Below are 14780 nucleotides of genomic sequence, written 5' to 3'. Positions count from 1 at the left end.
TCAGTCCCATAGCTGCACAAGCGGCGTCATCGCCGCCGTGGTGGTGGTTACCTCGGGCAACTCCACCGGCGTGCCATGCGGTAGCACGGCGCCCAGTTCGGCCAGGCCGGGATTGAGGAGATAGGTGCGCTCGACCAGGCCGGCCGTGCTGCCCAGGTGGCGCCAGCACAGCAGGTCGACGGTGTCGCCTTGTTGGGCATGCACGCGCATCAGATGAGCTCCACCGTGCTGCGCGGCAGGTTCTGCAGGTCACGTACGGCCCAGCGCTGGTCGCGGCGTAGCTCGGTGATGCTGGGCGACAAGTCATCGGCGCGCTGGTTAGCGCTGTCAGTGGCGTCGAAGCTGCGATAGCGCTCTGCCACCTCGACAGCGGTCGCACATGCCACCGCGCGCAGATACAGCTGCACGCGGCGCGAGAGGCCATCCACGGTGGTGCTGGGAACATCAGCCAACGCGGCCCAGCCGGCGGCCTGCTGCGCCTGCGCCCAGGCACCCAGCTCATCGTTCACCGCGAGCATTGCGGCGACGATCGCGTGGCGCAGACGCGCATCGGTGACGGTGCCATCCAGGCGCATGCTCGCGCGCACAGTGGCCGGTGCGATCGCCGGCCAGAACGGCGCGTTGGCGATCGCATCAGGCGTGGCGCTGGTGGTGCCGGTGGCCGTGAATCCGCTCATGGATGGCTCGGAAGAGATCGCCGGTGGTCGGGGCGTCACCGCAGCGAACAACTGCTTTGGATCGGCCCCGAGCCGGCGAGGGTTGCGGAGACGCTCGGTTAGGCGCTGGCGCCCGCAGGCTCAGCGCTGAACTTCTTCAGGAGACGCTCGGCGCGCTCCAGATCCTTCTTGCCGCCGCAGCTGCCATGCAGTGCGATGGCGCGCTGCAGGTCCGCCACGGCCGCGGCCACGATGGGCTGCGCCTGGTCGGCGGGCGTCTCATCGGTGATGCCGGCCAGGCATGCACGTGCGAGTGCCAGGTGGAGCTTGGCGCGCACCTCATCGGGCATGTCCTGCTCGGCGGTCAGGGCAGCGGTGTCGGCCAGCACGGCCGCATCGAACACCTGGCCGGTCTTCTGCGCCGACAACGCTGCCTCGGCGATCTCTTCGGCCAGCACGCAGCCCACGGTGCGGGTGAAACGGTCGGGCATCTGCAGCTGGTGCTTGAGCACATAGGCGCCCAGCTCCAACGCGCCGGCATAATCGCCGGCATCAATGCGCCACACCATGCACGTGGTAACGATCTCGTCCTGCGCGCCCTGGCCGCCAGCCAACACCCCGGCCAGGTACGGCACGTAGGCCGGCAGCAGTTGCACCTTGAGCGCAGCCTTGCCCTGGTCGGACTGGATCTGCTTCAAGCGCAGGCGATCGCTCTGCAGCTGCGCCATGTGCTGTTCGTAGGCGGTGGCACCGGCCATCAGCTGGTGCGGTGCACGTTGCGCGGCTTCCAACTCGGCCAGCACGCGGCTGTGGTGACGCTTGGCGGGACTGTCAGCCATGGCTTAGGCCTCGATCTCGATGTGTTCGACCACGCAGCCGAGGCCGTAGTCCTCGACCACGTACGCATCGTTGGAGGACTCGTAGTTCTCGATGCGATCGCGCGCGGGCACTTCCTGGATGTAACGGCGACGGCCGCCGGTCTGGTAGTAGATCGACAGGTTCGCCAGCGAGGTCACCATCAGCGCGCCGTCCGGCAGGTACGGCACCTCGGCCACCTGCAGGCCGCCGACGCGGCGCTGGCTCAAGATCAAGTCGGTGGCGATCTTCTCGCTGGCCGGCTGGTCCTTGTTGACCATCGGGAAATACTTGTCGTGCATCAGGTCGCGGCCCAGCACCACCACCAGGCTCGGATCCTTGCGGTGCCACGGGTCCAGCAGGTTGCTCACGACGTCATACACCAGCGCGTCGAGGTTGCCGTAGTCGGCACCGGCGCCGCCGATCACGACCTTGCCGGCCGCCTTGCCGCTCGCCAACACACGCTGGGCAGCGTTGGTGCGGTACTGCTGCAGCCAGCCGATGTTGACGTCCTCCAGCAGCGGGAACGCGGCGCGGTCGGTGTCGGCAGCGGCGTGCGTACCGTTGAATCCGATCTGCAGACGGTCCAGCGCCTGGCGCTTGACGATGGCATCGCGCAGGCGCGCCTGGAAGTCGGGGAATTTGGCCCAGGCATCGAGTAGCGCATACGGGATGGCGGTGTCGAAGTCGGTCTTCTTGGCGAGGTATTCGTTCTTGTCGAGCGCGGCCACGTTGCGCGGGGTGCGGGTCTTGCCGGCGCCGGTATCGGTGCGGCTCGCGATGCTGCCGGTGACGCCGATGCCCACCTTCTGCCCGGACAATTCGTCCACCGGGATGATGTTGATCTTGGACAGGAACTCGCTCGATTCCTGCATGCGTGTTTCCAGCTTCTGCTGCACGGTCGGATCGACGGTGAAGGAGTGGGACGGGTTGGTGATGCCATTGAGCTTGGCGATCTGCTCGGCGAACTGGTTGAACTGCAGGCGGGTGGCGTTTTGCATGGTGGCTCCGAAGGTGGTGCGCTGGCGGCGTGTGCGTTGGGTGGTGTGGGATCAGCAGTCGGTCAGCACGGCAGCGCCGCTGCCGGTGACGACCGGGCGTGCGGGCTGTGCCGGATCCGGCTGCTGCGACAGCGACTCGCGCAGCTGTGCCAGGTCGTTTGCCAGCTGTGTGTGCTCGCCCTGCAGGCGGTTGAAACGCTCGTCTTGGCCGCGCACGTGCTCGGCGATCTGTTCGATGCCTTCGCCGAGGTCTGCGAACTGCTCGGCAGTGATGCTGGTGGCGTCTTCGCTCTTGAGCGCGGTGCGGATCCGGCTGAGCAGACTGGCGACCGGGCCTTCGCTGACCTCGCTGAATTCCAGCGCGGTTTCCTCGGCAACGGTGAACAGGTTGCCCGGCGACTGCTTGCGATCGGCCAGCGGATTGGCGTCAGGGTGTTGGCTGGCGAAGGTAAGCATCGAGGTGCCCAGGCTGGCCGGTGAATCGGTCACCGCCAGGCCAACCAGATAGGCCTTGCCGGTGTTGGCGAACTTTTCCTGCACCTCGATGCTGGTGTAGAGCTTCTGCTTGGCTTTGTTGATCGTGATCAGGTCGGTGGTCGGCTCGATCTGGGCGAACAGCGCCAGGCGCTTGGTGCCATCGATCTCCACTTCTTCAGCCTTGACGGCGGTGACATCGCCATAGGCGCGGAACGGCGAGTCCGGCAGCAGGCTGCGCATGTGCTCGATCCAGATGCGGGCGCTGTAGGTCTCGCGGTTGTAGGTGGCGGCCATGTCGTCGATCCAGCTGCGCTGAATCGTGCGGCCATCGGTGGTGGCGCCTTCGACGGCCACGCGGAACCAGTTGGAACGGAACTTCTTGGTCTTGCCCGACATGGGTGTCCTCTGCGCTGGATGCGTTTGCGATGCGATGGATGCATGGTCAAACGCGGCGCACAGCGCAGCAACGAAAACGCCGTGTAAACCAGGCGATTACGTGTCGATACGCTGTCGAGAATAGAAGGAGCGCTTCACCCTGGTGGCATGCAAAGCGTTGCCACCCAGCTCCCGATGGACACCCGCAGACAGGCCAAGTTCCTGTACTGGATGGGATGGCGCGTGACCGAAATTGCGCAGGCCATCGGCGAGAACGAGAAGACTGTACACAGCTGGAAGTCGCGTGACGAGTGGGATCGCGCAGACAACGTTGAGCGCATCGGTGGCGCGCTCGAAGCGCGGCTGGTCGTGCTGATCATGAAGCCGGAAAAATCCGGCGGCGACTTCAAGGAAATTGATCTGCTGCATCGACAGTTGGAGCGCCAGGCGCGCATCCAGCGCTACCAGGGCGGCGGCAACGAAGCCGACTTAAATCCGGCCGTTGCCAACCGCAATGCCGCGCCGAAGAAGAAGCCCAAGCGCAACGACTTCACCGAGGAACAGGTCGAGCAGCTGACCACCGCGTTTGTCGACGGCTGCTTCGACTATCAGCGCGATTGGTACCGTGCCGGCAATGAGCGCACGCGCATCATCCTCAAGTCCCGCCAGATCGGTGCCACGTTCTACTTCGCACGCGAGGCGCTGATCGATGCACTCACTACCGGGCGCAATCAGATTTTCTTGAGCGCCTCCAAGGCGCAGGCGCATCTGTTCCGCGGCTATATGCAGCAGTTCGTGCGCGAGACGATCGACGAGACGCTCTCCGGCGGCGACAGTATCGTGTTTCCCAATGGCGCCGAGCTGTTCTTCCTGGGCACCAATGCGCGCACCGCGCAGGGCTACCACGGCAATTTCTACTTCGACGAATTCTTCTGGACCTACGGGTTCAACGAATTGAACAAGGTCGCCAGCGGCATGGCGATGCACAAGAAGTGGCGCAAGACCTACTTCAGCACGCCATCGAGCATGGCGCATGAGGCCTACACGTTCTGGACCGGTGAGCGCCGCAACAAGGGCAAGCCGGCAGCGCAGCGGATCCAGATCGATGTCTCGCACGACGCGCTGGCCGGCGGGCGCCGCTGCCAGGACCGCGCGTGGCGGCAGATCGTCAACATCCTCGACGCCCAGCGTCGTGGCTGCGACCTGTTCGACATCGACGAGCTGCGCGAGGAATACAGCCCGGACGCCTTCGCCAACCTGTTGATGTGCGAGTTCGTCGACGACGGTGCCAGCATCTTCCCGTTGGCGATGCTGCAGCCGTGCATGGTCGATAGCTGGGTCGAGTGGGGCCAGGACTACAAACCGTTCGCCGCGCGCCCTTATGGCGATCGCGCGGTGTGGATCGGCTACGACCCGGCCGAGAGCGGCGACACCGCCGGCCTGGTCGTGCTGGCGCCACCGCAGCAGCCGGGCGGCAAGTTCCGGCTGCTGGAGCGCATCCAGTTCCGTGGCATGGACTTTGCCAAGCAGGCCGCCGAGATCGAGCGCATCACGCGCCGCTACTGGGTGACCTATATCGGCATCGACACCACCGGCATGGGCAGTGGCGTGGCGCAGCTGGTGAAGCAGTTCTTCCCGAATCTGGTCACCTTCAGCTACTCGCCCGAGGTCAAGACGCGCCTGGTGCTCAAGGCGTTCGACGTGATCCACAACGGCCGGCTGGAATTCGATGCCGGCTGGACCGATGTCGCCCAGTCGTTGATGGCCATCCGCAAGACGATGACGGCCAGCGGCCGGCAATCCACCTTCACCGCCGGTCGCTCGGAAGAAACCGGGCACGCCGATCTGGCGTGGGCGCTCTTCCACGCGCTGCAGAACGAACCGCTGGAAGGGCGCACCGCGCGCAACTCCGGCTTCATGGAGATCTCTTGATGTTGACCGACCAGCTGCCCGCCACCGCGCCTGCAGCGCCCGCACGCGCCGAGGCCTTCACCTTTGGCGACCCGACACCGGTGCTCGATGGGCGCGGCGTGCTGGACTATCTGGAGTGCTGGCAGAACGGGCGCTGGTACGAGCCGCCAGTGGCGCTGGATGGCCTGTCCAAGACCACGCGCAGCAATCCGTTCCTGCAGTCCGGGCTGATCTTCAAGCGCAACATGCTGGCGCGCACCTTCAAGCCGCACCGGCTGCTGACCCGCGAGGCTTTCGAGCAGCTGTCGCTGGACTGGATCACTCTGGGCAATGGCTATCTCGAACGTCGCCGCAACCGCTTGGGCAATGCGCTGTCGTTGGCGGCGCCGTTGTCGAAGTACATGCGGCGCGGCATTACCGAGGGCGAGTACTTCCAAGTGCGCACCTGGCACGACGAGCACGTGTTCGAGCCAGGCAGCGTGTTCCAGCTGCGCGAAGCCGATGTCGATCAGGAACTCTACGGCCTGCCCGAATGGATGCCGGCGATGCAGTCGGCGCTGCTCAACGAGTCGGCCACGCTGTTCCGGCGCAAGTATTACAACAACGGCTCGCACGCCGGTTTCATCCTGTATCTGACTGACCCGCAGCAGAGCCAGGAGGATGTCGACGCGCTGCGCAACGCCATGAAGGGCGCCAAGGGGCCGGGCAACTTCCGCAATCTGTTCCTGTACTCGCCAGGCGGCAACAAGGATGGCTTGAAGCTGATCCCGGTCAGCGAAGTGGCGGCCAAGGATGAGTTCAGCGGCATCAAGGGCATTACCCGCGACGACATGTTGGCCGCGCTGCGCATCCCGCCGCAACTCATGGGCATCGTGCCGCAGAACGCAGGCGGCTTCGGCTCGATCCGCGAGGCTGCTGCCGTGTGGGCCGCCAACGAGCTCGAACCGCTGCAGGCGCGCATGTTGAAGATCAACGACTGGGTGGGCGATGAGGTCATCGCCTTCACCCCCTACGCGCCGCCAGCGGCTGCGTAATCCTTTCCCACCGCAAGACCACGCAATGCTCAAGAACCTCCGTTGTGGCGACTGCGCCCGCCTGCTGTGCAAGGCCGGCGCCTTCGATGAAATCCAGATCAAGTGCCCGCGCTGCGGCACGCTCAATCACCTGAAGGCCGAGAGCCTCACCTCCGATCGCCGCGAGCGAATCCAAGAAGGCTCTCACCATGAAAAACCAGCTGCTGCAGGGCGACGCTCTGACCATCCTGCCCACGCTCGAGGCGAATTCGTTCGACGCGCTGATCACTGATCCGCCCTATGCGAGTGGCGGCCTCACCGCTGCGGCACGGGCCAAGCCACCATCGCAGAAGTACGTGCAGGGCGGCGGCGCGCAACTGCATGCTGACTTCGTCGGCGACGAGCGCGACCAACGCTCGCACTTGAAGTGGATGCACCTGTGGCTGTCCGAGTGCGCGCGCGTGCTCAAGGACGGCGCGCCGGTGCTGCTGTTCACCGACTGGCGGCAGCTGCCGCTGACCACCGACGCGCTGCAGATTGCCGGCTTTACCTGGCGCGGCATCACGGTTTGGGACAAGACCGAAGGCGTGCGCCCGCAACTGGGCCGCTTCCGCAACCAGGCCGAATATATCGTGTGGGGCAGCAAGGGCAATATGCCACTGGACCGCCGCGCGCCGGTGCTGCCGGGTGTTATCCGTGAGTCGGTGCGTAAGGCCGACAAGCACCACCTGACCGGCAAGCCGACCGAGTTGATGCGCCAGTTGGTACGCATCTGCGAGGCTGGTGGTCGAATTCTTGACCCATTCGCCGGAAGCGGAACGACCCTGGTGGCGGCGCAGATGGAGGGTTACTGCTTCACAGGTATGGAAATGACTTCGCTTTACGCTGATGTTGCAAGGGCGCGGCTTAGAAACTGAGAGCCGTGCAGGCGGTCGCTCGACGCCCAATAGCAAAGCGCCGCACGGAGGCGGCGCCTTACTATCTGAAGAAGTAACCAGAACCCACTCGGAGTGCTGATGGCACAGGCCGATGTGCTGAACGCTGACCTGTGCCACTCCATTCGGCAGGCGTCAACCGCTTGCCTCAGCCGTCGGCCGGTGCCAGTTCCCACCCAGCGTTTTCGCCACTCGGAGAAAGCGGGTTGTCGTCGCCGGCAGCGGTAGGCAGATCGGCCGGAGCGAGGGTGTAGCTATAAAGCTCGTGCAGCACCTGTTGCATCGGCGTGTAGTAGACGATCGAACGGCCCTCAGGTTCACCGGAGGAAATGATCCCGACTCTGAGGTTTCCCCACATTTCTTCCTGCGAGATCAAGTACTTGCTGGGCCAGGGTGTGGAAGAAGGTGCGCGCATGGTGCACGCTTCAAGGTGACTAAGCCAGAGAAGAGTGCCGACCATGCGCGCCAGCGAAGTATTGCAGAAGTGCCTGTCTCACTCACTCTCTGGCATGCATGCATTACGTCGACGCGCCTTGCTTGGCGCGGTTGAGGCGCTGTTGCACGGAGGCCGGCTGACCTTGATCGACATTGCACGCGCATGGCCAGGCGCGAGGCGGGTACGTGCGCCCCTCAAGGCATGCGACCGCCTGCTGCGCAATCGCACGTTGCAGGGCGAACGATCCGTGATCGAGCGGGACATGGCGCATTGGCTGCTGCGCGGCGCGCAGCCGGTGATCGTCATCGACTGGAGCGATCTAAAGCCGGACAAGTCATGGTGTCTGCTGCGCGCAGCCGTGCCGATCGGTGGGCGCACGCTCACGTTGCTGGACATGGTGGTTGCTGGGAAACAGCAAGGCTCGCCTGGTGCGGAGAAGCGTTTTCTGCAACACCTCAAGGAACTGATTCCAGACGATGTGCGTCCAATCCTGGTCACGGATGCCGGATTCCGCACGCCGTGGTTTCGCGCGGTCTCGGCGATGGGCTGGGATTGGGTCGGGCGTCTGCGCGGACGCACGCAGGTCAAGCCGCAAGACGTGCCCGATGATGCAGCGCAATGGATCGATAGCCGACGCTTGCATGGGCTGGCGTCCAACCGTGCACACGCATTGCCACCGATGCAGGCCAATCGCAGCGATCCACTCGATTGCCGTCTGGTGCTCTATGCCAAGACACCGCAGGGACGTCAGCAACGCAATCGACGCTCACCTGCCAAGGTCTCGCGCGCATCATCAAGTTTGAAAGCAGCAGCGCGTGAGCGCGAGCCGTGGCTGATCGTCGCCTCCCCACAACTGCAAGCGCCCAGCGCAAAGCAGTTGGTCAACCTGTACGCACGAAGGATGCAGATCGAGCTGGCATTTCGGGATCTGAAGTCGCATCGCTACGGTCAGGCGATGGAAGACAGCCTGACCCGTCGCGGTGAGCGCTTGCAGATCCTGTTGTTGCTCAATACGCTGGCCACCTTCGCCAGCTGGCTGGCAGGACTGGGCTGCGAAGCCACCGGCATCGCGCACTGGCTGTCGCCCCGCAACAGTCAGCGCAAGCTCTACTCGACACTGCGTGTCGGCCGCGAGGCGTTGATCCGACGTTGGCCCATGGAACCTGTCTCACGCTGGCTAGAACGCTTGCGCTCACTGCCCGACGCAGTGCGCGAGCAGATGACCCTGGTACCTTAAAAACGTGGGGATACCTAAGATCCCGACTAGATGCCGGTCATAGGTGACGACGGGTCCGCCGGAGTCGCCGTTGTCAATGCTATTGAGCTCGGACGAGTGGGCCGTACTGATGTGCTCATAAGCCGGTCTCCAAATTCCCGGGACGAGCGAGAAGCCTTGCCATACGCAGCGGACGCCAGTGCGCCATCCGCTTGTGCAGAACTGCCCATCCGGTGCGTTCGACCACCCGGTAACAGCAAGCCGTGCCTCCCGCCCGGCGCGCGGCATGAAGACCTGGTTGTTCGCCCGAGGAGTGTAGGACTGGATTGGATTACAGAACGCCACGCTACGGTGTGAGGCGCAGTACAGCACCGCCGCCTGATCCGGCTGGGGCGAAACTCGTACAAGCTCAATGTCCGAGGTGGCCGACTGCCACACCACATTGCCGATGGAAGCGATACCCACGTGGATGCTCGCGTACAACGGTGCACAGTGCTTGGCTAGTACGATCCATCGCGTTGCACGTTGGTAAGGCGTCAGTCTGTGAAAGATGCTCGTGGGCACCAGTACCGCGCCTACGGTGCATGACCCCAAGGGAACGCTGACTTTTGAGCCGGAGATAACCGGGAGGACCGCGCGATCGGGATTTCGAGGCGCAACGATGCCGGGGGTTTGAGCGGTGGCGACGGAGGATGCAAGGATGATTGCAATGCCAATTGCCAGGGCTGCCGCATGCTTTTGCAGCAATAGATTCTTCATTAGGTATCGAGTTTTCTCAGGGGTGTCGGGATTGGGAAAGTGGTAGTACGCGAGTCCCATGCGCGAACTTTGGATAGGTGGCGTCCTTGCAGTAGCAGGATCGAAACGGTGCCCGATATCGCCATCTTTGTTGCCGCCAACGCACAAGATGATCGGCATTCCCAGCCTTCACTTCTTGGTCGTTGTTCTAAGCAGTCCATCATCTGCGTCATCGCCTGCACCGCGCTGCTCGCCTACGAACTGTGGGGTCGTGCAACGAAGGCGGCGACTGGTGCGACGTCGGCTTCGGCAGCAACGCGGCAAGTACCGCACTGTCACAATTGATGCAGCGATGATCAAGTTGGGGCGAGGCTGCGATGTGGCCGCTGTGCGTTCAGTGCCTGCTTGCGGGCATCGTCTACCTACAGGAGCTCAGCAACACCAGGGCATCCGCGACCTAGCTGTGAGGCTCCAAGGTGTTTGTTGCCCTCTGAGCCAGCACAGTAAGCTGACGTACGCTCTCAGCAGTGCGTATCTGCGAATCAGATGTGTGCGTGCTCGATCCGTGTGCCGAGGCGCACCACTTTGGTGGTGACTCAACTGGTAGGCTTGGAGACGGTCGGCATCAAGATAACCGATCAATATGCCGCCGTTACCCGCGACCGGTTGACCGCCCTTTAATCGAAGCCACCGAGCCGTCCCGCGTGGCGGCTCGGTTCTTATTGCGGGGTGGACGGGCGCAAAGTGATCGCCCGATATTGCCCGCGATCACCGTAGCGCGTTCCTTTCTTCTCCAGCTCTGCGCACAGCCTGTCTTCGCCACATGGAATCAGATTGGCGCGCACGACCCGGTCCAGATAGGCGATTTCCGCCTTGCGCTTCTCGGCTTCCGCGATGGCCGCCTTCGTGCTGTAGGCCGCGTAGCCGGCGACGATCACGCTCATGACACCCGCCACCAGCAGGGCAATCGATGCGATCCACATGCGCCGCGTTGCCGTTGTTTCTAGAGAGCGCTGCGCGTGGACGTAGCGCTGGGTGGCCTGCTGGACCGCCTGCTCCGCGTTTCCCAGCTTCTTGTTGAATCGCTCGGCCGCCGGTTCCAGCGTCTGCATCAGCGCCTGATTGCTCAATTGCGTTAGCCGGGGCAGCGCATTTTCCACCAAGCCGCTGACGCGCTGATCGGCGTGTTTGACGGCAATCTGCAGAAGCTGCAGCTGCTCCTGGACTAGATCTTCCAATGCGTGCTCTCGCTGCTGCAGCACCCCGATCACCGCCGCCAGGGCGTGGATCGATTCTCTCAGAGTGCGTTCCGACCCGTTGACATCGGGCAGCGCGGAGGTGTTCTGCATGTCCATAGTGTTCTCTCGATGATTCAACTTGCTGCACGTGTTTCGGCTAGCCACCACCACCACCACCGCCTCCACCACCTCCGCCGCCATCTCCGCCACCACCACCGTCACCCTGCGGACCTTGCATCGCCGGTCCGTTGGCGAACTGCGGCAGTGTCATCACCATCACCGGGCCACGGCTGGTCTGCACCTCTGTCGAGACGTCCATGTTCAGTGCCTGGCGCGTACTCGCCTGCTCCTGGGCTTCCTGCATCGCCTGGGCATCCAGAAATTCATGCCCCTGTTTGGCAAGGGCATGGCTGTAGGGGCTGTTGGCGACCCGTTTCAAGGCTTGTTCGATCGCAAGTTCGTCCTTGCAGTCGATGGCGTACAGCAACTCGTCCACATCCGGATCGCCGGTGATGTTTTTACGCTGGGGCTGCGGCCGATCTTCCTGCTCGCCAGCGGCAATGGACTGTGGCGCGGTGTCTGCCGGCGGGGCGCGTGGTGGTCTCAGTCCAGAAGGGCCATCCGGATCGTACCCATCACGCAATTCCAACTCGGTAAACGGCCGCTCACCACGATCCACGCGCGCCTGCCGCGCTTCTGCGACGCGGTTTTTCTGTTTCGAGATCCTGTTCGAGTTGGATGCGCAGCTCACGCATGGAGCGCTCTAGTTCCTCCCAGGAGTCCGGATCCGCGGGCACCGCGGCAGGACGGTCCTGCGCATCTGCCAGGGACGCAGAAAGCGGCTCGCGCGCATCGGCCGCGCCCTCGGGTGCGTCGGCGGAGCGGCCAGCGGTCGGCATGTCCAGCGATGGCCCTGTCGCTTGCGCGAGGTGTGCGGATACTGGCAACGCTGCAGGAGCATCTGATGCTTCCAGTGTTTGAGCCTGTGGCGTGCGCGCCTGTTGATCGTCGCGCTGTTCTGCGGCGACCGGCGTGGCGAGCGATGGCGCGGAAGGCGCGTTCGCCGCCTGAGCCAGGTGCCCGTCCGCCGGCTGCTCGGGCTGCTGTGCAGGTGCATCTTGCTGCGCTTCCGAGGCTTGCGCCGTCATCGACCGTTGGCCGTTGTGCAGGTCCGCAACCTGCTGCTGATCTGCCGGTGCTGTCTGCGCGCTCGCCGCGCTCTGCGCTGTCTGCTGCTGGACTTCCTGCGGGCGCTCTTCTTGCGCGTGTTGGCTTTGCGGCCGCTGCTGCGCTATGTCGGATGCATGTGTTTGTGCAGGTTCTGCCAGCTGCTCCTGGGGTCGTTGGGCGACGTCATCCGGGGTAGACCGCTGCTCGGGTTGGCGCGGCGATGTGTTTTGCGCATGGAGCGACGACGGCTCGCGCGAGACGGCCTCATTCTCCGGCTCCTGCTCGCGTTGTGGAGCCGCTTGGGCGTGCAGCGGCTGTTGCTCGGCATGTTGCACCGTCTGCGCCTGCAGGCGTTCTTGCAGGCGTTCTTGCTGGCTCTGCTGGGCATCCTGTGCCTGGCGGGTTTCCTGCTGGCGCTGCTGCGTCTCCTGGGCTTGCTGCTGCGCTTGTTCGCGCTGTTGGGTGTCGTGCGCCTGCTGCTGGACTTGTTCGCGTTGCTGCGCGTCCTGCACCTGGCGTTCTTGCTGCTCCAGTTGTTGCGACTCTTGCTGGCGAAATTCCAGCACGGCGTGCGCCTGCAGCGCCTGGGTGGCCTGCGTCCGGTCCTCGTGCGACACCTGCTCCTGCAGCGCGTGGTCGCGTGCCTGTGCCAGCTGCTGATCTTGCGCCTGCCGGTCTTGCTGTTGCTGTTCCTGACGCGCCTGCGCTGCACTGGCGGCCTGGACCTGCGCGTGTCCGTCGAGTGCGTGCTGGTTGGAGGGGGACGATGCCGACGTATCCGCATCTGTCGTGCCATCGGAGGCGCGTGCGTTGGTGGTTAACGGCTGCCCCGGTGGGATTGGCGATTGCCCCGCCTGGACCTGCTGCAACGCCTGGCGGATGTCCTCGCTGCTGGTGACCGCCGCGATGCGCTCCACGCCATCGGCACCGCGCTGCAGATGCGCGATCGGGCTATCGGCGCCAAACGTGCCACTTGGGCCGCGTTGCAACTGCAGCGCGCCATCGCCGGTGAGTCCCTCTGTCTCGCGCGTGCGCTGCGTCGCCAGCTCGATCGCTTCGCGCCATTGCGGCTGCAGCTCGGTGCCGACGATGCGGTAGCGGTACTGCGTTTCCTCGCGCTGCAGATCCTGCGCTGACGGCGGTGATAGGCGGATGGCGGCAATCGTCTGCGCCTGCTCGGCCAGTGCCGGTTGCAGCAGTGCGCGCGTGGTTTCCAGTTCCAGTATGCGATTGCCATCGGGTGGGTCACCGTTGCTGGTCCACCGGCCCTCCATGTCGCGGTAATAGCGCTGGCCGTCGGAGGCGGTCAACGCATCCGGGTCGGGCAGCGCCTGCTGCACGGCCGGCGACATCGGTAGCCCATCGGCCGCCCACCCGCTGCGGTGATGTGCCAGTTCGTAGCGTGCGGCGATGGCGCCTGGGCTGTTGGCGATGTTGCGGGCGATAACCTCCTGCGCTTGCGCCTCAAGTTGCGCAGCGCGTTGCGGGGACGCCGTTTCCTGTTCGTAGAGACCGCGATCGTTCGCGCCCGCAACTGCGGTCTTGACCTGGCGATGCCATTGCCCGTCGGCGCTATCGCGCATCCAGTCGGCGCTGCTCAGGCTGGGACGGTCAGTGGCATTGGCCGGCTGGCGATACGGATCCTGCGGAGCGGGCGCGTCTTTTAGCGCCAGCGCGGCAGCAGCGTTGGTCGCTTGGTAATTGAGTTCGCGCGCCTTTTGGTAGCTGGCGACGATGGGCGTGGAGGTGGGGTTGTTGACGCCATCGTTGGTGGTGTCGGCCTTGCCCTCGCGTGCCCAGGCGACGCCGTTGAACGACCACTGCGTGCCCTCGCGATCGGTCTGGGTGTAGATGGCGCGGTTGTCGAGCAACGCGGCGGCTTTTTCGCCAGCGGCACCCAAGAAATACGCATCGGCCGCGATCAGCACCATCGGTCCCGCACCGGAGCTGCCCAACGCGTAAGCAGCAGCGGTACCGCCGGCCCAGCCGCCGACGTTGCGCCCGGCGAAGTGCGCCAGCTCCGATTGTGCGGCGAGCGGGTTGTCCTCCCCAAGCAAACGTGTGGCGCGTTGGCCGGTCATCACCGTGTCGGCGGCGGTGGCGAGCAGGCCGGCGGTGCGTAGCGCCTGGCCTGCAGATAGATCACCGGCCAGTAGCTCTGCGGTGGCGAAGCCGCGTTGCGAGACTGGTGTGTACGGCGCATGCGGTGCGGCGCCTGCGCCTTGGCCAATGCTGCGCGCAGTACCGCCGATGGTTGTCGGCGTGTCATCTAATACATGCTGGACCAAGGCCGCATTGGGCTCAGACAGCGTTATTCGCCCGGCATCCTCTGCGTGCGCGATCGCCATGCGAAATTCCTCGCGGCCGGCGATCTCGCGGACGACGGCATCGCGTTCATTCGGGACAGCGACCAGATTTTGGCCCGTCGTGCGCGCGGCATCGATCACCTTTGCGATCCGCTGCTCGGAATGCGTGATCGCGGCCCATTCGGATTCGACAGTGCTCATCGAGCGCAGCGTCTTCAACTGGTCGGCGTTGGCAGTACGGTATTGATCAATCTCGGAGAGGGTGCTGCGGTTTTGCGCGTTGGTCTCGGACTTGGTCAAGCGATCAGGGGTGGTTGTAAAGGCGTCGCCGTTGATCAATGCGACTTTTAGAGTGTCTTGAAGTTCGGCTACTTGGACAGAGATTCTTTTAAGAGCGGCCGCGTCTCCGTTGATTGCGGAAATGCCGTCCGAGGATTGCTGGATCTCGATCAG

13 protein-coding genes and 1 pseudogene are annotated in these 14780 nt (G+C 64.2%); 6 read left to right on the top strand and 8 right to left on the bottom strand.

Annotated elements, in window-relative coordinates; all coding sequences use genetic code 11:
• The 5 genes from ACCQ06_RS19910 to ACCQ06_RS19890 all read right to left on the bottom strand — a co-directional run bounded on the left by ACCQ06_RS19910 (position 1) and on the right by ACCQ06_RS19890 (position 3385).
• The gene (locus ACCQ06_RS19910) at positions 1–210 is read right to left on the bottom strand and encodes a tail protein X (protein WP_104617432.1); all 210 of its coding nucleotides are present in this window, start codon (positions 208–210) and stop codon (positions 1–3) included.
• Positions 210–677: a head completion/stabilization protein gene (locus ACCQ06_RS19905; RefSeq protein ID WP_316688848.1), complete on the bottom strand. Its 468-nt coding sequence runs from the start codon at positions 675–677 to the stop codon at positions 210–212. Before ACCQ06_RS19905 ends, ACCQ06_RS19910 begins: the two co-directional genes overlap by 1 nt.
• A gap of 98 nt (positions 678–775) precedes the next feature.
• A complete protein-coding gene (gene gpM / locus ACCQ06_RS19900; RefSeq protein ID WP_316688847.1) occupies positions 776–1495 on the bottom strand; it encodes a phage terminase small subunit in 720 nt (239 codons plus the stop codon).
• 3 nt (positions 1496–1498) lie between these two features.
• A complete protein-coding gene (locus tag ACCQ06_RS19895) occupies positions 1499–2512 on the bottom strand; it encodes a phage major capsid protein, P2 family (protein WP_316688846.1) in 1014 nt (337 codons plus the stop codon).
• Positions 2513–2563: 51 nt separating this feature from the next.
• Positions 2564–3385, bottom strand: a complete 822-nt coding sequence (locus ACCQ06_RS19890) for a GPO family capsid scaffolding protein (RefSeq protein ID WP_316688845.1) — start codon at positions 3383–3385, stop codon at positions 2564–2566.
• A gap of 147 nt (positions 3386–3532) precedes the next feature.
• Here ACCQ06_RS19890 and ACCQ06_RS19885 point away from each other — a divergent pair, with 147 nt between their 5' ends.
• Genes ACCQ06_RS19885 through ACCQ06_RS19870 form a run of 4 tightly spaced genes read left to right on the top strand, consistent with a single transcriptional unit; the run spans position 3533 to position 7205 of the window.
• Positions 3533–5296 (top strand): terminase ATPase subunit family protein, encoded by a 1764-nt coding sequence (locus tag ACCQ06_RS19885; protein WP_115528346.1) that lies wholly within the window; start codon positions 3533–3535, stop codon positions 5294–5296.
• Positions 5296–6309 carry a phage portal protein gene (locus ACCQ06_RS19880; protein WP_316688842.1) on the top strand — a complete coding sequence of 338 codons (1014 nt, stop codon included), beginning with the start codon at positions 5296–5298 and terminating at the stop codon, positions 6307–6309. The genes ACCQ06_RS19885 and ACCQ06_RS19880 overlap by 1 nt, the downstream gene beginning before the upstream one ends.
• The gene (locus tag ACCQ06_RS19875; RefSeq protein WP_316688840.1) at positions 6263–6580 is read left to right on the top strand and encodes a Com family DNA-binding transcriptional regulator; all 318 of its coding nucleotides are present in this window, start codon (positions 6263–6265) and stop codon (positions 6578–6580) included. The genes ACCQ06_RS19880 and ACCQ06_RS19875 overlap by 47 nt, the downstream gene beginning before the upstream one ends.
• Entirely contained in the window at positions 6498–7205 is a 708-nt protein-coding gene (locus ACCQ06_RS19870; protein WP_316688838.1) for a DNA-methyltransferase, read from the top strand. The genes ACCQ06_RS19875 and ACCQ06_RS19870 overlap by 83 nt, the downstream gene beginning before the upstream one ends.
• Before the next feature lie 166 nt (positions 7206–7371).
• Here the strand turns inward: ACCQ06_RS19870 and ACCQ06_RS19865 are convergent, their stop codons facing one another.
• Positions 7372–7638, bottom strand: coding sequence for a hypothetical protein (locus tag ACCQ06_RS19865; protein ID WP_372364426.1), 267 nt, complete (start codon positions 7636–7638; stop codon positions 7372–7374).
• 43 nt (positions 7639–7681) lie between these two features.
• Here ACCQ06_RS19865 and ACCQ06_RS19860 point away from each other — a divergent pair, with 43 nt between their 5' ends.
• Positions 7682–8896 carry an IS4 family transposase gene (locus ACCQ06_RS19860; protein ID WP_316686182.1) on the top strand — a complete coding sequence of 405 codons (1215 nt, stop codon included), beginning with the start codon at positions 7682–7684 and terminating at the stop codon, positions 8894–8896.
• A gap of 846 nt (positions 8897–9742) precedes the next feature.
• Positions 9743–9958, top strand: a complete 216-nt coding sequence (locus tag ACCQ06_RS19855) for a hypothetical protein (protein ID WP_316688836.1) — start codon at positions 9743–9745, stop codon at positions 9956–9958.
• A 374-nt stretch (positions 9959–10332) separates the two neighbouring features.
• Here the strand turns inward: ACCQ06_RS19855 and ACCQ06_RS19850 are convergent, their stop codons facing one another.
• Together ACCQ06_RS19850 and ACCQ06_RS19845 are read right to left on the bottom strand one after the other, a co-directional pair.
• Entirely contained in the window at positions 10333–11052 is a 720-nt protein-coding gene (locus ACCQ06_RS19850; protein ID WP_316692702.1) for a hypothetical protein, read from the bottom strand.
• Positions 11009–14711: pseudogene (locus ACCQ06_RS19845) on the bottom strand (hypothetical protein). Before ACCQ06_RS19845 ends, ACCQ06_RS19850 begins: the two are co-directional and overlap by 44 nt.
• Positions 14712–14780: the final 69 nt, after the last annotated feature.

Source organism: Xanthomonas sp. NCPPB 4467, from assembly GCF_041475665.2.
Classification (GTDB): Bacteria; Pseudomonadota; Gammaproteobacteria; order Xanthomonadales; family Xanthomonadaceae; genus Xanthomonas; species Xanthomonas dyei.
Note: the sequence above shows the minus strand (reverse complement) of the source record. Positions and strands in the feature narration are given on the sequence as shown.